Origin of the sequence: Nonomuraea harbinensis (genome assembly GCF_019396385.1) — a bacterium.
Lineage (GTDB): Bacteria > Actinomycetota > Actinomycetes > Streptosporangiales > Streptosporangiaceae > Nonomuraea > Nonomuraea ferruginea.
In genome coordinates this window covers 20,368-43,008 of record NZ_JAHKRN010000035.1, presented here as the reverse complement: position 1 = coordinate 43,008, position 22,641 = coordinate 20,368, and the positions used below count along the sequence as shown (strand labels likewise).

The 22,641-nt window shown below is 73.3% G+C and carries 17 protein-coding genes; 7 read left to right on the top strand and 10 right to left on the bottom strand.

Annotated elements, in window-relative coordinates; translation table 11 throughout:
- Positions 1-20 precede the first annotated feature (20 nt).
- Entirely contained in the window at positions 21-215 is a 195-nt protein-coding gene (locus KME79_RS30005; RefSeq protein ID WP_148030064.1) for a DUF4236 domain-containing protein, read from the top strand.
- Here KME79_RS30005 and KME79_RS30000 read toward each other — a convergent pair.
- On the bottom strand, positions 209-808 hold the full coding sequence (locus KME79_RS30000; RefSeq protein ID WP_308249101.1) for a TetR/AcrR family transcriptional regulator: 600 nt from the start codon (positions 806-808) through the stop codon (positions 209-211). The two genes, KME79_RS30005 and KME79_RS30000, sit on opposite strands and share 7 nt — an antisense overlap.
- Entirely contained in the window at positions 805-2,295 is a 1,491-nt protein-coding gene (locus KME79_RS29995) for an N-acyl homoserine lactonase family protein (RefSeq protein WP_219547812.1), read from the bottom strand. Before KME79_RS29995 ends, KME79_RS30000 begins: the two co-directional genes overlap by 4 nt.
- Before the next feature lie 79 nt (positions 2,296-2,374).
- Here KME79_RS29995 and KME79_RS29990 point away from each other — a divergent pair, with 79 nt between their 5' ends.
- Positions 2,375-2,992, top strand: coding sequence for a hypothetical protein (locus KME79_RS29990; RefSeq protein ID WP_219547810.1), 618 nt, complete (start codon positions 2,375-2,377; stop codon positions 2,990-2,992).
- A 112-nt stretch (positions 2,993-3,104) separates the two neighbouring features.
- Here the strand turns inward: KME79_RS29990 and KME79_RS29985 are convergent, their stop codons facing one another.
- The 3 genes from KME79_RS29985 to KME79_RS29975 all read right to left on the bottom strand — a co-directional run bounded on the left by KME79_RS29985 (position 3,105) and on the right by KME79_RS29975 (position 6,895).
- Positions 3,105-4,409, bottom strand: a complete 1,305-nt coding sequence (locus KME79_RS29985) for a hypothetical protein (RefSeq protein ID WP_219547808.1) — start codon at positions 4,407-4,409, stop codon at positions 3,105-3,107.
- A gap of 462 nt (positions 4,410-4,871) precedes the next feature.
- Positions 4,872-6,062, bottom strand: a complete 1,191-nt coding sequence (locus KME79_RS29980; protein ID WP_219547888.1) for an acyltransferase family protein — start codon at positions 6,060-6,062, stop codon at positions 4,872-4,874.
- Positions 6,063-6,157: 95 nt separating this feature from the next.
- A complete protein-coding gene (locus tag KME79_RS29975) occupies positions 6,158-6,895 on the bottom strand; it encodes a phosphotransferase (RefSeq protein ID WP_219547806.1) in 738 nt (245 codons plus the stop codon).
- Between the two features lie 187 nt (positions 6,896-7,082).
- Here KME79_RS29975 and KME79_RS29970 point away from each other — a divergent pair, with 187 nt between their 5' ends.
- From KME79_RS29970 to KME79_RS29950, 5 genes are read left to right on the top strand one after another with little or no spacing between them, the layout of a single operon-like run.
- On the top strand, positions 7,083-7,913 hold the full coding sequence (locus KME79_RS29970; RefSeq protein WP_308249103.1) for an ABC transporter ATP-binding protein: 831 nt from the start codon (positions 7,083-7,085) through the stop codon (positions 7,911-7,913).
- Positions 7,903-8,688 carry an ABC transporter permease gene (locus KME79_RS29965; protein WP_219547802.1) on the top strand — a complete coding sequence of 262 codons (786 nt, stop codon included), beginning with the start codon at positions 7,903-7,905 and terminating at the stop codon, positions 8,686-8,688. Before KME79_RS29970 ends, KME79_RS29965 begins: the two co-directional genes overlap by 11 nt.
- A gap of 43 nt (positions 8,689-8,731) precedes the next feature.
- Positions 8,732-13,432: a type I polyketide synthase gene (locus KME79_RS29960; RefSeq protein WP_219547801.1), complete on the top strand. Its 4,701-nt coding sequence runs from the start codon at positions 8,732-8,734 to the stop codon at positions 13,430-13,432.
- Positions 13,429-17,289, top strand: coding sequence for an SDR family NAD(P)-dependent oxidoreductase (locus tag KME79_RS29955; protein ID WP_219547800.1), 3,861 nt, complete (start codon positions 13,429-13,431; stop codon positions 17,287-17,289). The genes KME79_RS29960 and KME79_RS29955 overlap by 4 nt, the downstream gene beginning before the upstream one ends.
- Positions 17,290-17,296: 7 nt before the next feature.
- Complete coding sequence (locus tag KME79_RS29950; RefSeq protein ID WP_219547799.1) at positions 17,297-18,454, top strand: acyl-CoA dehydrogenase family protein; 1,158 nt, start codon at positions 17,297-17,299, stop codon at positions 18,452-18,454.
- Here the strand turns inward: KME79_RS29950 and KME79_RS47145 are convergent.
- The 5 genes from KME79_RS47145 to KME79_RS29925 form a co-directional block, all read right to left on the bottom strand.
- The gene (locus KME79_RS47145; protein WP_219547798.1) at positions 18,417-19,157 is read right to left on the bottom strand and encodes a 4'-phosphopantetheinyl transferase family protein; all 741 of its coding nucleotides are present in this window, start codon (positions 19,155-19,157) and stop codon (positions 18,417-18,419) included. The genes KME79_RS29950 and KME79_RS47145 overlap by 38 nt on opposite strands.
- 179 nt (positions 19,158-19,336) lie before the next feature.
- A complete protein-coding gene (locus KME79_RS29940) occupies positions 19,337-20,131 on the bottom strand; it encodes a thioesterase II family protein (protein ID WP_219547797.1) in 795 nt (264 codons plus the stop codon).
- Between the two features lie 9 nt (positions 20,132-20,140).
- Entirely contained in the window at positions 20,141-21,220 is a 1,080-nt protein-coding gene (locus KME79_RS29935) for an HAD-IIIC family phosphatase (RefSeq protein WP_148030051.1), read from the bottom strand.
- Entirely contained in the window at positions 21,211-22,377 is a 1,167-nt protein-coding gene (locus KME79_RS47140; protein ID WP_148030050.1) for an acyl-CoA dehydrogenase family protein, read from the bottom strand. The genes KME79_RS29935 and KME79_RS47140 overlap by 10 nt, the downstream gene beginning before the upstream one ends.
- Positions 22,374-22,628 (bottom strand): acyl carrier protein, encoded by a 255-nt coding sequence (locus tag KME79_RS29925; protein ID WP_148030049.1) that lies wholly within the window; start codon positions 22,626-22,628, stop codon positions 22,374-22,376. The genes KME79_RS47140 and KME79_RS29925 overlap by 4 nt, the downstream gene beginning before the upstream one ends.
- Positions 22,629-22,641: the final 13 nt, after the last annotated feature.

The window sequence follows — 22,641 nt, the reverse complement described above, 5'->3', positions numbered from 1 at the left end:
TCCGGAGCCGGAGGAGAGACATGGGCTGGCACTACCGTAAGTCGATCAAGGTGGGACCCTTCCGGGTGAACCTGTCGCGGCGCGGCGTCGGGCACAGCGTCGGCAACCGCCGCATCCGCGTGTCCACCTCGCCGGACGGCCGCCGTCACGTCACCCTCCGCCTGCCGGGCGGCTTCCGTCTCGGAAAGACGTTCGGCGGGCGCCGCCGCTACTGATCCCCGGGCGACAGGCCGGCCTGGCGGATGACGCGCTCCAGGTAGCGGCGGGTGTCGTCGTCGCGGGGGCCGACGAGCATGCGGTACATGGCCGCGCCCACCACCATGTCGACGGCCGCCTCCACGTCGGCGCCGGCGGCCAGCCGCCCGTCGCGCCGGGCGCGCTCCAGCGTCTCCAGGACGAGCCGCCGCCGCGGCTCGATGTAGGTCTCGCGGTACGTCTCCAGCAGCGAAGGATGGGTCACGCTCGACCCGATGAGCTGGGCCAGCACGGCGCGGAAGCGGGCGTCGCCGAACGTGGTCGCCCACGAGTCCATCAGCCGCCCGTCCTGCTCGGGGACGTCGGCGCCGGCCCAGATCTCCTCCTCGGGCGCGACCGTGCGGGCCCGTTCGATCGCCTGGACGAGCAGTTCCTCCTTGGACGACCAGCGCCGGTAGACGGTCACCTTGGCCACGCCGGCGCGCTTGGCGATCTGCTCGAAGTTCGCGCCCTCCAGGCCGCGCTCGGCGAACAGCTCCAGCGCCGCCTTCATGATCAGGTCGTCGGCCCCCGGGTCGCGCGGCCTGCCGCGGGGACGCCCGCCGCCCGTCACCGGAACTCCACCCGCCCGACGCCCTCGCCCGGCGCGAAGGCCGGGGCGTGCCCCGGCCGCAGCCGCCAGTCGGCGGTGAGCACGCCGCCGAGGTGGTCGCGCAGCCGCCGGAACCCGTCCGCTTCCGGCAGCCCTTCGCGGAAGGCCGTGGCGACCGCTTCAGTCTGGTAGGCCGTGTTGTCGTGCGCGAACAGCGGCGCCATGGCGGGGTCGGCGGCCAGCGTGCGCCGCACCCGCTCGGCGGCCTCCAGCTGGTCGGCGGTGGCCTGCCCGCCGACCGTCATCTGCCGCACCTGGCCGACCGCCAGGTGCGGCAGCGTGTAGAGGGTGTCGCCCAGGAACAGCGCGGTGCCGCCGTCCATGCGCAGCGCCACGCACAGGTGGCCGGGCGAGTGGCCGGGCGTGGGCAGCAGGACGACGCTGCCGTCGCCGAAGTGGTCGTGGCTCTCGGGGAAGGCGTGGAAGGGCCCGGACCCGTACGCGGGGAACACCAGGGCGTCCCGGACCTCCCCGAACGTGTGCGCGTAGAGCGTGCCCTGCTCCCAGTCGCGGCGGTCCAGCACGACGCGGGCGTGCGCCAGGTGACGGAGACCGCCGGCGTGGTCCTCGTGCACGTGGGTGAGGAACACGGTGGTGACGTCCTTGAGGTCGTAGCCGAGGCGGGCCACCCGCACCCGCAGGTCCTGCTCGGGGGTCAGCTGGTATTCGTTCCGCTCGGTCAGCAGGCGCGAGGCGAGGTTGTGCCGATAGTACCCGTCATGATCGTGGGCCTGCGCCCCGTTGACGCCCGTGTCGACCAGCATCAGCCCGTGTCGCGGGTGATCGATCAGGTACGCGTGGACCGGCACCGTGATCTGCGCCTTGTCCACCAGCGTGCGGACGTAACCGGGAAGCCCCTCCCACCCGTCGAGCCCGCCGTAGAACTGGCCGTACGGCACGACCGTGTCGCCGACGTGCAGCGGGAACACCCGCACCCGGCCGTCGGCGACGGGCCGCCGCGCCCCGGGCGCGCGCAGCGCCGCCTGCGTCTCGCGCCGCCACCTGGCCTCGATCTCGCTCCGGTGGCGGGCGACCGGGCCGGTGGACAGCCCGGCCAGCGCGCCCAGCAGGATCCCGGCCCCGCCCGTCAGCAGGGCGCGCCTCGACGGCCCCGCCCCGCCGCGCCCGCGCCGGACCGCGCCCGCGAGCGCCGCCAGCAGGCACGCCACGGCCACGGCTCCGAGCAGCACCGGCGCGTCGGTGACGTAGAACACGACCGCGAAGTACAGGGCCAGCGTGCCCAGCCCCGCCGGGACGCCGAGGAACAGCAGCGCCCGCCGCCGCCCGAGCCGCCCCGGCCACAGCACGCCGCCGAGGAACGCGACGAGCACGGCCCCGTACGTGACGAGCGCGACCGGCGGCACGTCCTTCAGCCGCAGGATGACCAGCCACACGGCGGCCACGAGCAGCCCGAGCACCGCGAGCGCGATCTTGCCCAGCGTCTTCATCGGAACCCTCCAATATGTATACGCAAACGACTGCGTTTACATATTAGGCCTTTCTCGGCCCGGCGCGTACGATCAGGAGATGTTCTTCGAGCCGCCACCGGCGCGGGAGGAGCTGACGAGCCCGCCGCGTCCGGCACTCCCCGCCTGGTCCGCGCCGCCCGGGACGGAGCTGGGCGCCGCGACGACGGCCGACCGGGTGCTCGCCCGCGGCCCGAACGTCGCCGTCGCGCTCTCGACGATCCGCGCGTTCTCCACCGGCTGCCTGCTGAACGTCGAGGTGGTGCTGCGGCAGGCCGGCCTCTCCCCCGAGGCCTTCTGGGACCTCCAGATGTCCCTCTACCCCTTCGCCCGCATCAGGTCGGCGGGCGACCGGCTGCCCGACCGGCTGCTGCGGTTCGGCGTCCGCTACCCCGGCGGCGCCAAGGCCACCACCATCGAGGCGAACGGGCACATCCTGCCCGGACAGGGCCCGCCCGCCGGCCCCCTGCTCTCCTGGCTCCCCGTCGGCGGCGCCATGCGCGGCGGGCATGACCTCGCCGGCAACTCCATGGCCCTGTGGCTGTGGCCGCTGCCCCCGGCCGAGCCCTTCGAGTTCGCCGTCGAATGGCCGCTCGGCGGCATCGGCCTGACCTTCACCGAACTCGACGGCGCCACCGTCGTCTCCGCCGCCCGGCGCTCCGCCCTTTACTGGCCGTGACGCGTGCCCGACAGTCCGCCGCGGGCGGGTACGGCCTCATGGCCGGAGCCCTGACCGGGCCACGGATCGCGGCGCCTATCCAGCGCGCAACCGGCACGGCCCGCGCCGGCGGTCACTTCACGCCGTCGACGAAAGGCTTGGCCACCTCCATCACGGCCTTGCGCGCGGCGGCCGGGTCGAAGACCGGCTCCTGGTAGCCCGGGGCCTCGACGACGCCCCCGCCGGTCGTCGTACCCCTGAAGGTGAACTCGATCGTCTTCTCGCCGGACAGCACCTTGACCAGGATTTCCCGCGTGGGCTTGCGGTCCGGCTCCTTCGGCCTGGTGGTGGCCGACTCCACGGCGAACGCCTTCTCGCCGAGGCCGGAGATCTCCTCGCGGGCCTCGAAGGTCGTGTGGGTCACCTCGTTGCCGATGCCGCCCTGGGCTCGGTAGCGGTCGTACTTCTTGGCGTCGCGGTCGAACTGGAAGGCCGATCCGGTGTCACCGCCGCCCCAGTCGACCACGCGGGCGGTCAGCTCGCCGCCACGGGCGGTGAACTCCTGACCCGGCTCGTGCTTGACCTGCTCGCGGATGTTCCAGGTGCAGGCCGTCTGCTTGATCCTGCCGTCGTTGGTGCCGACGGACGGTCCTGAGACCGCGGGGAAGAACGCCGACTCGACGTTCTTGACCGTGAGGATCCCGCACGGCCCGTCGATCCTCACCTTGCCGGCGTCCTTGGCCATCTCGGCGGTGACGTGCTCGGCGACCTTGTTCGCCGCGGCCCGCACCTCGTCGCCCGTGGGGTACTTGGCGCCGCTCCTGTTGCTGCCGCCGTACTCGACCTTGATCAGCCAGGGACCCTGCCGGATGTGGACGGCGGCCTTGAGCCCACTGTGGCCGATCGAACTCTGGCTGTACGACTCGTCGCCGTACTGCAACTGCGTGAGCTCGCCGAACGCGGAGCCGGACGTCCTGCCGTCGACCCGCTTGCCGTCCCGGACGTTGACCCGCCGCTCGTGCGCCTTCTTGTCGTCGGCGAACCGGCGCTTGGCCCGCTCGACGGCGTTCTCACGCTCGCCGCTCCGGGCTTCCACCGAGATGCTCAGGCTGCGGTGGCCGAGGACGCCGCCGCCGACGTCCATCTTGTTGTCGCTCCACGAGCAGGCCGCCCGCTTCTCGCTCTCGGTGGCCGCCCCGGTGGACGCGTCCTTCCCGCCGTACCTGCCGTCGGTGACCAGGCTCTTGCGGAAGGCGTCCGGCACGGCCGCGCAGAGCTGATCGCCGGTGATCGCCCGCAGCTTCACCGGCGCGACCGACGGCGTCGGCTTGCGCTTCAGGGTCGGGAGGCGGTCCTCGCGCTCGAAGGCGCCGGGTGGCCGTCCGCCGTCGTCTGGACGGAGGAGCAGCCAGCCGCCGACCACCGCGCCGATCAGCATGATCACAGCCAGCCCGGCGAGTACGGCGATCAGCGGGCCCTTCCCGCCCCCTCTGGGCGGCGGAGGCCGCCACCCCCCACCGGCCCCGCCCGGCCCGGCCGGTCCCCCGTGCCATCCCCCCGGCCCGGCGTGCCGTCCCCCCGGCGCGCCGCCCGGTCCTCCCGGCCCGGCGTGCCGTCCCCCGGGGCCGCCGCCCGGTCCCCCTGCTCCGGCCGGCGGGAAACCGCCGGGGTGTCCGTGAGGCCCACCGGGCATACCCTGCGCACCGGGGCCCTGTCCGTAGGAGGGCGGGTATGGGGTGGACATCGGGACCTCTCGCGAATCGTTCAGCGGCTGAGCGGGTTCGGACGGTCTCTCGGCCGGCGGACACGCTCCGCCGTCAACCCCCCGCACCGCAGCAGAGCCTACGGACTGCGCGAATGCCGGCGTGTCAGGTGAACACCCGACAAAAGGTGATCGGGGTCAGCGTCCGTCGCGCATGCCGAACAGGAAACGGGTGACCCGGGTGCGCCGTACCAGGAGGTCGTAGGCGGCGACCGTGAGGACCAGGGACGCGGCCACGATCAGCGGATACTTGACGGCGATCGGCGCGTCCAGCCTGACCACCCCGTACGCGACCGCGACCACGATGGGCTGGTGCAGCACGTACAGAGGAAGCACGCCCGCCGCCAGATAGGCGTAGACCCGGCGGCGGGCCCCGCCCCGCGGGCGCGTGGCGGCGGGCCGGGCGGCGGCGCGGCGGTCGAGCAGGCCGAGGATGCCGACCAGCAGGCACCAGCCCGCCGCGCCGTACATGGCACGCGCGACGGCGGCCATGGGGGTCAGGTCGGTGAAGGGGTCGCCGCCGGCGAGCAGGAACATGGGCAGGCCGACCACGGGCAGCGCCAGGCCGACGGCGGCGGCCAGCGGCGCGTCGCGGCGGATCGCGGCGCGGAAGCGGTCGTCGGCCGCGAGCACGAAGCCGTAGCAGAAGAACAGCAGGTACGCCCAGCGGCTCCACCCGGCGTACTCCTGCTCCAGCCCGGCCAGCGCGCTGAGCAGCGACACCGGCACCGCCGCCGCCAGCAGCGCGCCGCGACGCCCGGCGGCGACGGCGGCGAGCCGGTCGCCGACCGCGCGGGCCCGGCCGGCGGGGAACCAGCGCGCCACGGCCGCGAGCATGAGGGCGAACACGAGCAGCAGCAGCATGAACCACAGGTGCCCGGTCTCGAAGTGCTCGCCCTGCAGCACGAAGGGGAACTCGGCCAGGTCGAACCGGGCCTCGAAGAAGCGCGGCAGGAAGGCCAGGTAGGACTCGTGGTAGCCGGGATCGGCGCGCAGCCGCAGCCACTGCGGCACCGGGACGATCGTGAGCGTGCCGAAGACCAGCGGCACGCCCAGCCGCAGCAGCCGCTCGGCGGTGAAGCCCGCCGGACCGCGGCGGCGCAGCGAGTGCCAGGCGCCGAAGCCCGCGATGAGGAAGAGGATCGGCATCGCCCACACCACCCCGAGGGCGGAGACGACGATGGACGCCCCGGTGGTCTCGGCGTTGCGTACATAGAAGTCGTCCGAGGCGTCGAAGACCAGCGCCGCGTGGAAGAACACCAGCCCGACGACCACCAGCACCCGGATCGAGTCGAGCTCGCTCCGGCGCGCGGGGGACGCGGGGGGCACGGGGGGCACGGGGGGCACAGGGGGCACAGGGGGCACAGGGGGCACAGGAGGCACAGTCTCCCCGTCGGCGGGTGAGGCCGGGCGCGGTTCCACGATCACGTGCCCCGGGCCTTCTCGTAGCGGGCGGGCGCCTCTGGCTGCTCGTTCATCCTGTTCCCTCCCTCGGCCCAGAGCTTCCCGCCGGACAGGAAGGCGTCGATCTCGGCCTGCTCCGCCGGCTCGATGGCGCGGTCCGCGCGCCATCGGGCGGCGGTCACGCGCAGGTACGGCCGCGCGGCGGCGACGTCGACGGCGTCCAGGAACGCGCCGAGCATGATCTCCTGCCAGTTCGGCACCGGCGCCTCGGGCACGGCGGTGGTGGCGAGGATGAGCCAGGTGCAGGCGACGTCGGCGCCCGGCGCTCCCCTGGCGGCGTTGGCCCAGTCGACGATGCGCGGCCCGGCGGCGGTGACGATGACGTTGGCGGGATGCAGGTCCAGGTGGAGCAGCCGGTTGCCGGGGCAGCCCCCGGCGCCCTGGAGCCAGCCGGGCGCGCGCACCCGCGCCACCGTGCGCAGCAGCTCGGCGAGGAGCCGGCCGTACGACGCGAGACGGTCGGGGCGCCGCAGCGCCGTCTCCCTCAGGCTCGGGCCCTCCAGGCGCTCCATCAGCAGGTCGGGCCCGTCGGCGTCGAAGACCTCGGGCGTCGGGATCCCGTTCCTGCGGGCGTGGCGCATGATCGACGCCTCCTGCTCCAGGCTGCGTCCGTGCCTGGAACGCTTGACGACCTTGCCCGCGCCCGCCTCGAAGACGAGGCAGTCGTGCCCGGATGCGATCAGGGTGCCCACACGCATATTTGTCAGATTAGTCAGTAAGGATGCCGGGCCGGAATCGACGGCCGTTGACCGCTTTTTGCGGCAACTTGTTGCCACCGGCCATGCCCGCGTTCGTGGCTATCGTGAGAGGGAACATCCGGCGATCGCGTATATCGGATTATTCAAATCCTAATGGTGTGGCATCTGAGGAGGTGACACATTGCTGGTGGTAACCGATCTCGTCAAGCGGTACGGCACGGTGCAAGCCCTCGACGGATTCACACTGAATGTGGCAGCCGGTGAAATCGTGGGACTGGTCGGGCACAATGGTGCGGGCAAGACGACCTTTGTGGAAATCGTCTCCGATTTGATCCGCCCCGACAGCGGACACGTGACCATTGACGGTAAACCGCCGTCCGCCACGCGCGGCCAGGTCGGCGTCGCACCCCAGCACATCGCCCTCTATCCCTCCGTCACGGTGCGCGAGCACCTGGAGCTGTTCGGCAGGCTCGCCGGGCTGAGGCCGGCGGCGCTGAGCGCGGCCATCGACGACCTCGCCGGCATCCTGCGGCTCTCGGAGATCATGGACAGGCGGACCGGGAAGCTCTCCGGCGGCCAGCAGCGGCGCACCCAGGCCGCGACCGCGCTCGTGCACCGGCCGGCCCTGCTGCTGCTCGACGAGCCGACCGCGGGCGCCGACCTGGAGACGCGGCAGGCCATGCTCGACGTGGTCAAGCAGCGCGCGGGTGAGGGCGCGGCGGTCGTCTACACCACCCACTACCTCCCCGAGCTGACCGAGCTGCAGGCGACGATCGCGGTCGCGCAGAACGGCCGGGTCATCGCCAGGGGCACCTACGAGGACCTGGCCAAGGACCTGCCGGGCGAGGTCCGGGTGACGCTGGAGGACGAGGAGGAGATCTCCGTCTCCACCACCCAGCCCACGGCGACGCTGATCGAGCTGCTCGGCCGCCTCGACCGCCCGATCAGCTCGGTCGACGTGCGCCACCCGTCCCTCGACGACCTCTACAGATCCCTGGCGGTCCACGATGCTTGTTGACAGCGTGCCGCGCCCGGCGGGCGCGTTCGACGCGCTCTACCGGATCTCCGCGATGGCCAGGCACAACACGATCATCCGGCTGCGCGACCCGGGCCAGGCGATCAGCTACGTGGTCATGCCGATGGTCCTCATGCTGGTGCTCAAGCCCCTGTACGTGCGGGCGGTCGACGGGGGCGCCACCCAGGTGTCCACCGGACTCATGGTGATGTTCTCGGTGTTCGCGATCTCGCTGGCCGGCAACGCGATCCTGTCTGAGCGCACCTGGCGCACCTGGGACAGGCTGCGCGTGAGCCGGGCCGCGGCCGCCGAGCTGCTGGTGGGCAAGATCCTGCCGATCTTCGCGATCATGGTGGTGCAGCAGGTGCTGCTGCTGACGTACGGGTGCCTGGTCATCGGGCTGCCCGTGCCCAGCGCGCCGCACTACGTGCTGGCGGCGATCCTGATCTGGGCCTTCGCGCTGCTCGCGCTCGGCGCGCTGCTCGCCGCGATCGTGCGCAGCCACGGCGAGCTCAGCGTGATCTGCGACGTGGGCGCGCTGACGCTCAGCTCCCTGGGCGGCGCCCTGGTGCCGCTGAGCCTGATGCCCGAGTGGGCGCAGCTCGTGGCGCCGGCCTCGCCCGGCTACTGGGCGCTGACCCTGATGCAGGCCGCGGTGCGCGGCGACCTGGCGGGCATGCTGCCGTCCGCCGCGATCCTGCTGGCGATCGGCCTGGCGGCGGGCGCGTTCGCGGCCCGGCGGCTGGCCCGCGGCTGGGGCCGCGGCGGGCTGATCTGAGGCGAGTAAGCAATGGCGACTTCAGTGAAGAGGGGCACGTCGAATGGATGAGCACCGACCACCGGGCGCGGGAGACGTGGCGATCGTCGGCATGGCCGGCCGCTTCCCCGGCGCGTCCGACGTCGAGACGTTCTGGCGCAACATCAGCACAGGTGTGGAGTCCTTCACCCGGTTCACCGACGAGGAGCTCTCCGCCGCCGGGGTCGACGCCGCGGTCTACCAGCAACCCAACTACGTCCGGCTACGGCCCGTCCTCGACGACGTGCGGGGCTTCGACGCCGGGTTCTTCGGCTACAACCCGCGCGAGGCGACGCTGGCCGACCCGCAGCAGCGCATCTTCCTGGAATGCGTGTGGGAGGCGCTGGAGTCGGCGGGCTACGCCGCCCCCGAGGGCCGCGGCACCGTGGGCGTCTTCGCCGGCATGAACATCAGCGGCTACCTGCTCACCCGCCTGCGGGCCTTCGCGATGGGCATCGACACCTCCGCCCTGATGATCGGCAACGACAAGGACTCGCTGGCCACGAACGTCTCCTTCCGGCTGGACCTCGGCGGGCCGAGCGTCACCGTGCAGACGTTCTGCTCCACGTCCCTGGTGGCGGTGCACCTGGCGAGCGAGAGCCTGCGCCGCGGCGAGTGCGACATGGCGCTGGCCGGGGGCGTGTCCGTGCGCATCCCCGACCGCACCGGCTACCTGTGGGAGGAAGGCGGGCAGGAGTCGCCCGACGGGCACGTGCGGACCTTCGACGCCGAGGGCCGGGGCAGCATGTTCGGCGACGGAGCGGCGGTCGTGGCGCTGAAGCGGCTGTCGGACGCGGTGGCCGACCGCGACACCGTGCTCGCCGTGATCCGCGCCTCGGCCATCAACAACGACGGCGCGATGAAGTTCAGCTACCTGGCGCCCAGCATCGACGGCCAGCGCCGCTGCGTCTCCGCCGCCCTCGCCAAGGCGGGCGTGGACCCGTCCGACATCTCCTACGTCGAGGCGCACGGCACCGCGACCGAGGTCGGCGACCCCATGGAGGTCGCGGCGCTGACCAGGGCCTTCGGGCCGACGAAGGAGAAGCAGTACTGCGTGCTCGGCTCGATCAAGCCCAACGTCGGCCACCTCGACAGGGCGTCCGGCGTGACCGGCCTGATCAAGGTCGTCCAGTCGCTGCGGAACGAGCTGATCCCCGGCACCCTGCACTACCGCTCCCCGAACCCCGAGATCGACTTCGGCGACAGCCCGTTCCGGGTCACCGCCGGCACCACGCCCTGGCGGCGCACCCCCGACCGGCCGCGCATCGCCGGTATCAGCTCGCTCGGCATGGGCGGCACCAACGCGCACGCCATCGTCACCGAGGCGCCCCTGCCCGCCCAGCGCACCACCCGGTCGCGCCGCTGGCAGATCCTGCCGCTGTCGGCGCGGTCCGCCGCCGCCGCCGAGCAGGCGTGCGCCAGGCTCGCCGGGCGGCTGGCGGACGCGCCGGACGACCTCGGCGACGTCGCGTACACGCTGCAGGTCGGCCGCAAGGTCTTCAACCACCGCCGGTTCGTGGTCGCCGGCTCCACCGGCGAGGCCGCCGGGCGGCTCGCCGACCCGGCCGGGCCGCTGGGACGCAACGACGCGACGACGGGCAGGAAGGTGGGCTTCCTGATCGCCGGGGTGGGTGAGCAGTACCCCGGCATGGTGGCCTCCCTGTACGCCGAGGAGCCCGCCTTCCGCGCCGACGTGGACGAGTGCCTGGCCGTGCTCGGGTTCACCGAGGCCGCGCAGCTGTCCGACGTGTTCGTGCCCGCGGAGCGCGACCGGGCGGCCGGCGACCTGGCCGGGCTGCTGGGCAGGGCCGCTCCCGCGCCGGCGTCCACGACGGACGCCCATCTGGTGCAGCCGGCCATCTTCGTCGCGGAGTACGCGCTGGCGCGGCAGCTGATCCGCTGGGGACTGACGCCGGAGATCATGATCGGCTACAGCCTCGGCGAGTACGTCGCCGCCTGCCTGGCGGGTGTCATGTCCCTGTCCGACGCGGTGCGGCTGGTCGCCCACCGGGCCAGGCTGATCGCCTCGCAGCCCGAGGGCGCGATGCTCGCGATCTCCGCCGACGAGCGCCGGCTGCGCGTCGTGCTGGGCGAGCCGATCATGCGCGACCTGGACGTGGCGGTGCGCACCGGCTCACAGGTGGTGCTCGCGGGCCCGGCCGAGACCGTGGAGGCGGCGGCTGCGCTGCTGCTGGAGGCGCGGATCGGCCACCGCAGGCTGGAGACCACGCACGCGTACCACTCCCGGATGCTGGCTCCGCTCGCCGAGGAGCTGACCGCCTGGATCAAGGAGAACGTGACGCTGCGCGCGCCCGAGCTGCCCTACGTCAGCAACGTCACCGGCGAGCTCGCCACCGCGGAGCTGGTGGGCGACCCCGGCTACTGGGCCAGGCACATGTGCGAGACGGTCGAGTTCGGCCAGGGGCTCGGCCACGTGCTCGGCGCCGACCTGGCGCTCGCCGAGATCGGTCCCGGGCAGTCGCTGGGCGCGCTGACGCGCGGCCACCCCGGTTGCGACCGCGCCCAGTGGCCGCTGATCGTGACCACCCTGCCGGCCGCCAACGACCCGCAGGACGCCGGCGCGGCGCTGGCGACCGCCGTCGGCAAGCTCTGGCTGACCGGCGTGCCCGTCGACTGGGCCGCGCTGCACGACGACGCGGGCTGGTCGCCCGGCCGGGTGCCGCTGCCGACCTACCCGTTCGAGCACCAGGAGTACTGGCTCGACATCGACGAGAGCGCGCTGGCGAGCGGGACTCCCGCGTTCGACGAGAGCGATCCGACGAGCATCGCCAAGGCGTACCCGAGGCTGCCCGACACCCGCTGGATCCACCTGCCCACCTGGCGGCAGACCACGACGCGGCCGGCCCGCGCCGAGGAGGCCGCCCGCTGGCTGGTCTACACCGACGAGGGGTTCGCCGACACGCTGGCCGCGCCGCTGCTGGCCCACCTGGCGGCGCAGGGCCGCGAGGTCGTGCTGGTGCGGCCGGGCGAGCGCTACGAGAGCGGCCCCGACGGCTTCCGGCTGCGCCCCGGCTCACCGGACGACACCCTGACGGCGCTGCGCGAGCTGGCGGGCCGCGACTGGTTCCCCGAGCGGGTCGTGCACCTGTGGACGGCGGACGACGCCGCGCCGCGCCCCGAGGACCCGCCGACCGAGGAGTGCCTGCGGCGCGGCCTGTACACGCTGGTGGCGCTGGCCCGCGCGGCCGGTGACCTCGGCCTGCCCGGATGGTCGCTGGACATCGTCACGGCGGGTAGCCACCGGGTGCACGCGGGCGAGGCGGTGCACGCCGAGCGCGGCACCCTGCTCGGCCCGACCCGGCTGATCCCGGTGGAGTACCCGAGGGTGCGGACCCGGCTGATCGACCTCGACGCCGGCGGCGGCGCCGCTCTGCTGGCCGAACTGCGGGCCGAGCCCGAGGACCAGGTCGTCGCGCTGCGCGGCGGCCACCGCTGGATCCCCGACTACGAGGCGCTGGACGCCTCGGTGATCGAGGCGGCCGCCCCGGCGGCGAGCGTCCGGCGCGGCGGCGTCTACCTGGTGACCGGCGGTCTCGGCGGCATCGGGCTGGCGATGGCCGAACGGCTGGCCGAGCAGTACCAGGCGCGGCTGGTGCTGCTCGGCCGCACGCCGGTGCCGCCACGCGAGCAGTGGGACGCCATCCTGAGCGCGGAGAGCACCGCGGGCGAGGTCCGCAGGCGGCTGGAAGGCCTGCGCCGGCTGGAGGCGTCCGGCGTCGAGGTGCTCACCGCCGCCGGCGACGTGTCCAAGGTCGAGGACGTGCGCCGCGCGGTCGGCGCCGCGATCGAGCGGTTCGGCGAGCTGAACGGCGTGCTGCACTGCGCCGGGGTGCCCGCGGTCGGGCTCATGCAGTTCAAGACCGTCGCCGACATGGAGCGGGTGCTGGCACCCAAGGTCGGCGGCACCCTCGCCCTGGCGCGGGTGCTGCGCGAGGTGCCGGTGGACTTCCTGGCGCTGTTCTCCTCCACCACCTCGGCCACCGGCGGCGGCGCCGGCCAGGTCGACTACTGCGCGGCCAACGCCTTCCTGGACTCCTTCGCCCTGGCCGGGACCCTGCCCGGCGTGGCGGTCACCTCGATCGACTGGTGCGAGTGGACCTGGAACGGCTGGACCGACGGCCTGGACAACTACGACGAGGGCTCCAAGCAGTACTTCGAGTGGTACCGCGAGAACTTCGGCCTCACCTTCGACCAGGGCTGGCAGACGCTGCTGCGGGTGCTGGCCAGCGGCGAACGGCACGTGGTGGCCTCCACGCAGGACTTCGCCCCGATGGTGGCGATGAGCCGCAAGTCGTCCATCGAGAGCCACCAGGCGACGGTCAAGAAGATCAGGGACGCCTTCGGGCGGCACCCGAGACCCGACCTGTCGACGGCGTACGTGGAGCCGCAGTCGCCCACCGAGGAGACCATCGCCGGTGTCTGGTCCGAGGCGCTCGGCCTGGAGCAGGTCGGCGTGCACGACAACTTCTTCGAGCTGGGCGGCAACTCGCTGCTCGGGATGGAGATCATCGCCGAGGTCAGGCGGGCGCTGGAGCTGTCGTACCTGCCTCCGCACATCCTCTACCAGGCGCCCACCATCGCCTCGCTCGCCGAGGCGGCCCGCGCGGGCCAGGAGTCCGGGGAACCGCCGGCGGAGGAGCGTGAACAGCAGCGATCCCGCATCGCCCAGCGACGCAACATGCTCAGGAGCGGAAGGACCTCATGACTGAAACCGACTACGACTCCGCGGTCGCGCTGATCGGCATGTCCGGCCGCTTCCCCGGCGCCGCGGACGTCGCCGGCCTGTGGCGCAACCTGCTCGCCGGAGTCAAGGGCCTGCGTACGATCACCGACGAGGAGCTGCGGGACGCCGGGGTCGAGCCGGGGATGCTGGCCGACCCGCGCTACGTCCGCGTCGGCGGCCCGCTGGAGGGCCTGGACACCTTCGACGCCACCGTCTTCGGGGTGAACCCGCGCGAGGCCGAGATGATGGACCCGCAGCACCGGTTGTTCCTGGAGTGCTCGTGGGAGGCCCTGGAGAGCGCGGGCTACTGCCCCACCGACGTGCCCGGACAGGTCGCGGTGTTCGGCGGCTGCGGCTTCCCCGACTACATCGTGCGGAACATCCGCCACCTGTCCGACCAGCCGGGCGGGGCGCTGCTGGCGGCGATCGGCAACGAGCGCGACTCACTGGCCTCGCTGGTCTCCTACAAGCTCGGCCTGCGCGGGCCGGCGGTGTCGGTGCAGACGTTCTGCTCCACCTCGCTGGTCTCGGTGCACCTGGCCTGCCAGAGCCTGCTGACGTACGAGTGCGACGTCGCGGTGGCGGGCGGCGCGTTCACGCCGCTCCCCCAGCCGTCCGGCTATCTGTACGAGCAGGGCGGCATCATGTCGCCCGACGGGCGGGTGCGCAGCTTCGACGCCGAGGCGAGCGGCACGGTGATGGGCAGCGGCGCGGGCGCGGTCGCGCTCAAGCGCATGTCCGACGCGCTCGCGGACGGCGACGTCATCCACGCGGTGATCCTCGGCTCGGCGTCCAACAACGACGGCCGGCTGCGGGCCGGCTACACGGCGCCCGGGGTGGACGGGCAGGCCGAGGTGATCGAGTCGGCGCTGGGCGTGGCCGGGGTCAAGCCCGAGACCGTCGGCTACGTCGAGTGCCACGCGACGGGCACCATGCTGGGCGACTCCATCGAGCTGGCGGCGATGAACCGGGTGTTCACCCAGGCCGGCGAGACGCCGTGCGTGCTGGGGTCGGTCAAGCCGAGCCTGGGCCACCTGGACCGCGCCTCCGGCGTCACCGGGCTGATGCGGGCGGCGCTCAGTCTCAAGCACGAGCTGCTGCCCGGCACCCCCGGCTACGAGACGCCGAACCCGGCGCTGGCCACCGCGCACGACCGCTTCACCGTACTGAAGGAACACCGGCCCTGGCCCGCGGGCCCGCACCCGCGCCGCGCCGGGGTCAGCTCGTTCGGGCTCGGCGGCACCAACGCGCACGTGGTGCTGGAGCAGGCGCCGCTCCGGCCGGCGCGGCCTCCCCGGCCGGGCCCTCACCTGCTGGTGTTCTCCGCCGCCGACGACAGCGCGCTGACCGCGCTCACCGAGCGGCTCCGCGACCACCTCGGCACCGGTGACGGCGAGGACCTCGCGGACGTGGCGTTCACGCTGCAGGTCTCGCGCGGCGGCTTCGCGCGGCGGCGCGCCGTGGTGTGCCGGGATCGTGAGGACGCCGTCGCCGCGCTCGGCGACCCGGAGCGCTGGATCGACGGCAAGACCCAGCGGCGCAACCCCCGGGTGCGGCTGGTCGCGCCGGACTCCGGCGTACCGGAGGAGTGGTGGGCCGAGCTGCACGCGGCGGCCGGCGCGGTGCTGCGCCCCGGCTCCCCCCAGGGCGGGCCGCGCGAGCCGGGACGCGAGGCGGCGCTGGCCGCGCTGGCCGAAGGGCTGCGCGGGATCGGCGTGAACGTGACCGACGACGAGGACGCCACCGAGACGGTCACCGTCGCGCCCGGCGACCGGGCGGACGGTGGAGCAAGTGACGGGGCGGGCTACAGGGCCGGTGACGGGGCCGGCGCGGCCGGGTGGGTGCTCGGCGCCGTGGCGCGGCTCTGGCAGGCCGGTGCCGCCGTCGACTGGGTCAAGCTGCACGGCGGGGCCGGGCGGCGGGTCGAGCTGCCGACCTACCCGTTCCAGCGCCGCCGGTACTGGGTGAACCCGCCCAAGGACCAGGCGCAGGCCCAGGTGGGCACCGGGAAGACCTTCGACAGGGCGCGGTGGACGTACCTGCCCGGCTGGCGGCAGCGGCCGCTGTCCGTCGCGGGCCTGGACGAGCGGCTGCGCGAGGCGGGCCCGTGGCTGGTGTTCGCGGCCGGCCCGCACGGCGAGGCGCTGGTCGGACGGCTGGTCGAGGCCGGGGCCGAGGTGACGACGGTGCGTCCCGGCGACCGGTTCGAGCAGGACGACGCCGGCGACTTCACCGTCAGGATCGGCACCGCCGACGACATCGCCGAGCTGATGTACTCGCTGGTGGCCGCCCCGCGCGCGATCGTGCACGGGTTCAGCCTGGCCGCCGAGGAGGCGGGACCGGACGACGACCCGGTGGCGCACTTCGCCGCCGAGCAGCGGCGCGGCTTCTCCTCGGTGCTGGCGCTGGCCAGGGAGCTGATCGACAACACCGGCTCGGCCCCCCGCGCCGAGCTGGTCCTGCTCACCCCCGAGGCGGTGAGCGTGGCCGGGGCCGACCTGCGCCACCCCGAGCACGCCACGCTGGGGGCGCTCGCGCCCAGCCTCGCCCAGGAGAACCCCCGGCTGCGCTGCCGCGCCGTGGACGTGGGCGGCGGCCTCGACCCGGCGGCGGCCGCGGCCCGCATCCTGGCCGCGGCGGTCTGCCCGTACGAGGGACCGGTCGCGATCCGCGGCGACGACACCTGGGTGCGGCACTACGAGCAGTACCCGATCGAGGCGCCCGAGCCGGACCGGCGGCCGTTCCGCGACGGCGACACGGTGCTCATCACCGGCGGCCTCGGCGACGTCGGCCTGGTCCTGTCCCGGCACCTGGCGAGCGCGTACGGCTGCCGCCTGGTCCTCACCGCCCGCAGCGAACTGCCGCCCAGGGAAGGATGGGACGACCACCTGGCCTCGGCGCCGCCGGGCGACCGGACGGCCCGGCACATCCGCAACATCAGGGACCTGGAGGAACGCGGCGCCACCGTGCTCGCCGTCTCGGCCGACGTGGCCGACGAGGACGCGATGCGGGCCGTCGTCGAGCGGGCCGTCGAGCGTTTCGGCGGCATCGACGTGGTGGTGCACGGCGCGGGCGTGCAGGACGGGGCGTACTTCAACTTCGCCCACCTCATGGACCGGCGGCAGTGCGACGCCCACCTGGCCGCCAAGGTGAACGGGTTCCACGTGCTGCAGAAGGTGCTCGGCGACCATTGCCAGGACCGCCGGATCACGCTGTCGTCGATCGCGGCGGTGCTCGGCGGGATGACGCTCGCGCCGTACGCGGCCGCCAACGCCGCGCTGGACGCGTACGTCCGCGCCACCCGCACCGCGGGCGGGGCGCGCTGGGTCACGGTCGACTGGGACACCTGGAACATCGACCCCGACCGGGTCGAGGGGCACAGCGGCGCGGTCATCGACTTCGCGATGACCCCCGCCGAGGGCGTGGACGTCTTCGAACGGGCGCTGTCGGCCGCCGACCGCGTCGGGCACCTGGTCATCTCCACCGGCTCGCTGGACAGCAGGATCGCGCAGTGGGTCACCGGCGACATCCACGAGGCCGGCGAGGACCTCGACGACCAGGAGCGCCACCCGCGCCCCGAGCTGAACAACCCCTACGTCGAGCCGCGGGAGGGCACCGAGGCCACGCTCGCCGAGATCTGGTCGCGGGTCCTCGCCATCGAGCCGATCGGGGCCCTGGACAACTTCTTCGAGCTGGGCGGGCACTCCCTGCTGGCGATCGAGCTGACGACCCGCATCCGCAAGACGCTCAACGCGTCGGTGCCGGTGACCGGGCTCCTGGAGTGCCCGACCGTGCGGCAGCTGGCCGAGCTGCTCGACGCCCGCGACGAAGAGGAGTGACCAGGCGATGAACCGTCCCGACCACCTCCGGGCCCTGCAGGGCTTCGTACGGCGGGAGCTGACCGGCAAGGACGCCTACCTCGACTCGCTGGCCGAGGCGCCGCTGCCGCTGTACGAGCGGTTCGGCGGCACCGGACTGGCCGGCTGGTGGCTGCCCGAGGAGTACGGCGGGCTCGGCCTCGGCCTGGAGGAGAGCGTCAGGATCACCTCCGAGCTGGCCTACGCCGACGCCGGGGTGGCGTTCACCCTGTTCATCCCGGTGCTCACCACGAGCATGGTGCAGTGGTACGGCAGCGAAGAACTGCGCAAGGAACACCTCGGCGGGCTGGCCGGCGGCGGCTTCGCCGCCACGCTGGGCAGCGAGCACGCGGCCGGCAGCGAGCTGGCCAGGATCGGCACGACCGCGCGGCGCGAGGGCGACACCGTGGTGCTGGACGGCCAGAAGGCGTTCTCCACCAACACCGCCTTCGCGCGGTTCCTCGTGGTGATCGCCCGCGCCGCCGACGACCCGTCCGGTTACCTGGCGGTGCTGGTGCCGGGCGACGCGCCCGGCGTGACCGTGGAGAAGCGCTGGGACGTGATCGGGCTGCGCTCCTCGGCGACCTACCAGGTGTCGCTGTCCGGCGTCCGGGTCCCGGCGGGCAACGTCCTGCGCGGGAACGGGCTGCGCCTGCTGGAGATCGGCCTGAACGCCAGCCGCATCCTGATCGCCACGACCGCGCTGGGCATCGCCCGCCGCATCCGTGACGTGTGCATGGAGTACGGCAAGTCCAAGTCGGTGAAGGGCGCCCCGCTGACCGCGAACGCGGTGTTCGCCGGCCGGCTCGGCCAGTTCGAGATGCAGATCGAGGTCATGACCAACCAGTGCCTGGCCGCGGCCCGCGCCTACGACGCCATCGCGGCCCGGCCCGACGCCGGCGAGGAGTTCATGCGGGTGGGCACGCTGAAGTCGGCGCTCACCACGAAGATGTTCTGCGGCCAGACCGGCTGGCAGATCGCCTCGGCGGCGTCGGAGATGTTCGGCGGCCTCGGCTACACCCACGAAGCGGTGATCGGCAAGCTGCTGCGCGACATGAGGTACGTCTCGATCGTGGAGGGCGGCGACGACGTGCTGCGGGACCTGGTCTTCAGCCGGTACGTGGTGCCGGTGTCGAAGCGGTCGTGACCAGCGCCGCGGCGTAGCCGGGAGCGACGTCCAGCCAGCGGACGGGAACCTGGGAGCCGGGGAGGGAACGCGAGAGCGCGCTCCCTCCCCGGCTCTCGGCGCACGTGCCGGCTTCCGGGCGCACGAGGACGTCGCGCAGCCCGGCCAGCCCGGCCCCGCTCGCCTTGACGTACGCCTCCTTGGCCGTCCACAGCCTGAAGTACTCCGCCAGGCCCGCGCCGGGCCCGGCCGCGCACACCCGGGCGGCCTCCTCGGCCTGGTACATCCGCCGGGCCATCTCCAGGTGGTCGAAGTCGTCGCGGACGCGTTCCACGTCGACGCCCACCCGGCCGCCCGGCGCCGCCACCGCGATCAGCGCCCACTCCCCGGAGTGGGACAGGTTGAAGTCCGGCACTCCCCCGGAGTGGGACAGGTTGAAGTCGGACCCTTCCCCCCAGCCCTCCAGGTTGAAGTCGGGCCCTCCCCCCGAGCTCCGCAGGCACGGGCGGCCCGACGCGTCGGTGCCGAAGGCGAGCTGTGCGGCGGGCACGCCGCACAGCTCGCCGAGGACCGCGCGCAGGGCCGCGTGCGCGGCCACGTACCGCCGCCGCGCGAGCGGCTCGGCCAGCGCCGCGGCCTTCTCACGCTCGGCGGCGGACAGGCAGTGCCACCATCCCGGCCGCTCCGGACGGTCCACGTTGACCCGCCAGACCCGCGCACCCACCGCGCCACCTCCGCCCGAACCGGCCCGCCAGACCCGAGCACCACCGGCCGCGCCGCCTCCGCCCGAACCGGCCCGCCAGACCCGAGCACCACCGGCCGCGCCGCCTCCGCCCGAACCGGCCCGCCAAGCCGTGGCACCCACGGCCGTAGTTCCTCCGTCCCGGCTGGCCTGGCGCGCCTTCACACCCACGGTCGCAGCGCCTCCGCCACGATGCCGCGGGTGCGGGCCGCCTGTTCGAAGACCGCGAAGTGGCCGCCGTCGAAGGGGTGCAGGGCGAACTCGTCCGCGGTCTGGTCCCGCCAGGCCGCCACCTTCGCCGGCGCGACCCGCGGGTCGGCGCCGCTCGGCATCGCCGTGATCGGCACGGCCAGCGGCGGCTCGTCCGTGTAGCGGTAGGTCTCCTTGACGGTGAAGTCGGCCTGCACGGCGGGCAGGATCATCTCCAGCGCCCCCGGGTCGGCCAGCAGCCACTCCGGCGTGCCGCCCAGCTTGCGCAGCAGCGCGACCACCTGCGCCCTGGTCATCTCGCGCACCGGCGGCCCGCCCTCGTAGGTGACGTGCGGGGCGTCGGAGCCGGAGACGAACAGGTGCACGGGCTGCGGACCGCCGCGCCGCCTGATCTCCCTGACCAGTTCGAAGGCCACGATGGCGCCCAGGCTGTGCCCGTACAGGGCGTACCTGTGGCCCGCCGCCGACAGGTCGACGTCGGCGAGCACCGCGTCGGCCAGGTCGGAGACCAGCGGCTCCATCCGCAGGTAGGGCGGCTCCTTGTGCCGGCTCTCCCGTCCGGGCGGCTGCACCGGCTGGACCGCGATGCCCGGCAGCTCGCGCTGCCACAGCCGGAACGCCGACGCCGAGCCGCCCGCGTGCGGCAGGCAGTAGAGCGGCAGCGCGCCGGGCTCCGCGCCGGTCAGGGCGCGGAACGGCAGCCAGCTGGTCAGCAGGCCGTCGGTCGTCTCGTCATAGACGGTCATCTCGGTCCCTCACTCGACGATCTCGACTCTCACGTACGCGGGCGGCGGCTGCACCGCGGTCAGGTCGGCCTCCAGCACGACGTGCGCGCCGTCCCTGCTGACCTCGCCGAACCCGGCGAACGCGTACGTGATCTGCATCATGCGGTTGCGGCCCGTCTCCACGAAGTCGGCCCGTACGGCCACGCCCGCGTCCACCGCCAGCCGGAGGATGTGGTTGAGCAGCACCATGCCGACCCCGCGCGACATCACCCGGCACGACATCAGCATCATGCGCAGCCACCAGGCGTCCTCGCCCTTCTCCACCAGGGCCAGGCCGATCTTGCCGTAGCCGCCGAACCTGTCGGTGAGCGAGGCCACCAGGAGCAGGTGGTCCGGCGACTCCCGCAGCGCGTCCAGCTCCTCGTAGGAGTAGGTGCGCCCGGTGGAGTTCAGCTGGTTGGTGCGCACCGTCAGCTCCTCGGCCCGCTGCAGGTCCTCCCTTCTGGCGGGCGCGATGGTGAAGGACATCTCCAGGCCGGCCAGGAACTCCTCGTTCGTGCCGACGAAATCGCCTTCGAGCTCATCCCTGGCGATCTGGCTGCGGTACATCCCGCGCCGCAGCGCCGACTCGTCGGTGACGAAGCGCGGCCGGAACTCCGGCCGGGCCAGCGCCTCGTCGAGCTCCAGGATGTCCACGCAGGTCACCTCGGGGACCCCGTGGGCCACCTCGGCGCGCTCGAACTCCTGGTCGTCGACGAACGCGAAGGCGTCCAGGCCGAGGTTGAGCGCCTTGGCGATGTGCCGGATGGAGTCGGACTTCGGGTTCCAGTTGATCTGCGGATAGAGGAACATCTCCTCCAGCCCGAGGGCACGCAGCTTCTCCATGGCCGCGTCCCTGTCGTTCTTGCTGGCGACGGAGTGCAGGATGCCCATGCGGTCCAGTTCGTGGATCCGCTCGACGACGGCGGGCCGTACGGTGACGTCGCCGTCCTCCAGGAGCACCCCGTTCCACAGGGTGTTGTCGAGGTCCCACACGATGCACTTGATGCGGCCCTGTTTCGGCTTCTCCGGGAGCGGGGCCGCGGCGGTGGCCGCGGTTGTCACGGACATGTCGTCTTCTCCCTTTCCGCCTGGCCGGCGATGGTGATCCGCTGGATCTCGTTGCTGCCCTCGATGATCTCCATCACCTTGGCGTCGCGGTACAGGCGCGCCACCGGGAAGTCCGGGCTGCACCCGTTGGCGCCGTGGATCTGCACGGCCTCGGCCGCGTGCCGCACGGCGGCCGTGGAGGCGAAGTACTTCGCGATCCAGGTGGCCATGAGCGTCGCCGAGTCGCCGGCGTCCTTCAGGCGGCCGGCCTCGGCGAGCAGCAGCCTGGCCGCCCGCGCGTCGGTCACCATGTCGGACAGCTTGGCCTGGATCAGCGGCAGCTCCCGCAGCGCCGAGCCGCCCACCCTGCGGTGCGCGGCGTACGCGGAGGACGCCTCCAGGCACGCCTGGAGGATGCCCAGCGACCCCGCCGCCACGCTGTAGCGGCCCAGGTCGAGGGTGCCGGTGAGCACCATGCCGGCGGTGAAGCCGCTCGGGCCGAGCAGCGCGTCCGGCCCGAGCACGACGTCGTCGAAGGAGATCTCCGCCAGCATCGAGGCGCGGGTGCCGAGCATGTCGTCGATGGGCTTGACCCGGACCCCCGGCGCGTCCCTGCTCACCAGGAAGGCGCCGATGCTGGCGGCCGTGCGGGCGAACACCAGGAACAGGTCCGCCCGCTGGCCGCCCGTGGTCCACTTCTTGACCCCGTTGAGCACCCAGCCGCCGCCGGACTCGACGGCGGTCGTGGTGATCGCCGAGGTGTCGCTGCCTGCGCCGGGTTCCGACAGGCAGAACGCGCCGAGCACGTCGCCGCTGCCGAGTGCGGGCGTCCACCGTTCGCGCTGGGCGGCGGTGCCCCACCGCTGCACCGTCCACGCCACCATGGTGTGGACGGTGAGGAGGCTGCGCAGCGAGGAGCAGCCGCGCCCCACCTCCTCGTGCACCTCCCCCAGCGTGACCATGTCCATCCCGGCGCCGCCCGAGCCGGGCGGCAGGAAGGGCGCCCACAGGCCCGCCTCGGCGACCCGTTCGATGAGCTCCTCCGGGACGCGGCCCACCCGGTCGTACGCGTCGGCGTACGGGACGACGTGCGTGTCGACGAACGCGCGGGCCGAACGGCGGTCGGTGACCTGCCCGGCGCCCGTCCCGAGGGCCGGCGCCGGGTCGGTGAGCGTCACGCGGCGGCCAGGTCGGCCGAGAGCTTGGCCACCAGGCTCGCCATCGACTCGGCGGTGCGGAAGTTGTCGATCCGCAGCTCCTCGTTGGGGATGGTGAGCTCGAAGGTCTTCTCCACGAACATCACCAGCTCCATCGCGAACAGCGAGTTGACGAAGCCGAGGGCGAAGATGTCCTGCGATGCGTCGATCTCCGCCTGCGGGTAACGCTCGCGGACGAAGGCGAGGATCTGGTCCTTCGCGGTAGCAGACATGGATACGGCTCCC

Coding starts and splice junctions, on each gene's coding strand:
- KME79_RS30005 (WP_148030064.1), top strand. CDS start 21: ATGGGCTGGCACTACCGTAAGTCGATCAAGGTGGGACCCTTCCGGGTG.
- KME79_RS29995 (WP_219547812.1), bottom strand. CDS start 2,295: ATGAAGACGCTGGGCAAGATCGCGCTCGCGGTGCTCGGGCTGCTCGTG.
- KME79_RS29990 (WP_219547810.1), top strand. CDS start 2,375: ATGTTCTTCGAGCCGCCACCGGCGCGGGAGGAGCTGACGAGCCCGCCG.
- KME79_RS29985 (WP_219547808.1), bottom strand. CDS start 4,409: ATGCTGATCGGCGCGGTGGTCGGCGGCTGGCTGCTCCTCCGTCCAGAC.
- KME79_RS29975 (WP_219547806.1), bottom strand. CDS start 6,895: ATGCGTGTGGGCACCCTGATCGCATCCGGGCACGACTGCCTCGTCTTC.
- KME79_RS29965 (WP_219547802.1), top strand. CDS start 7,903: ATGCTTGTTGACAGCGTGCCGCGCCCGGCGGGCGCGTTCGACGCGCTC.
- KME79_RS29960 (WP_219547801.1), top strand. CDS start 8,732: ATGGATGAGCACCGACCACCGGGCGCGGGAGACGTGGCGATCGTCGGC.
- KME79_RS29955 (WP_219547800.1), top strand. CDS start 13,429: ATGACTGAAACCGACTACGACTCCGCGGTCGCGCTGATCGGCATGTCC.
- KME79_RS29950 (WP_219547799.1), top strand. CDS start 17,297: ATGAACCGTCCCGACCACCTCCGGGCCCTGCAGGGCTTCGTACGGCGG.
- KME79_RS29940 (WP_219547797.1), bottom strand. CDS start 20,131: ATGACCGTCTATGACGAGACGACCGACGGCCTGCTGACCAGCTGGCTG.
- KME79_RS29935 (WP_148030051.1), bottom strand. CDS start 21,220: ATGTCCGTGACAACCGCGGCCACCGCCGCGGCCCCGCTCCCGGAGAAG.
- KME79_RS29925 (WP_148030049.1), bottom strand. CDS start 22,628: ATGTCTGCTACCGCGAAGGACCAGATCCTCGCCTTCGTCCGCGAGCGT.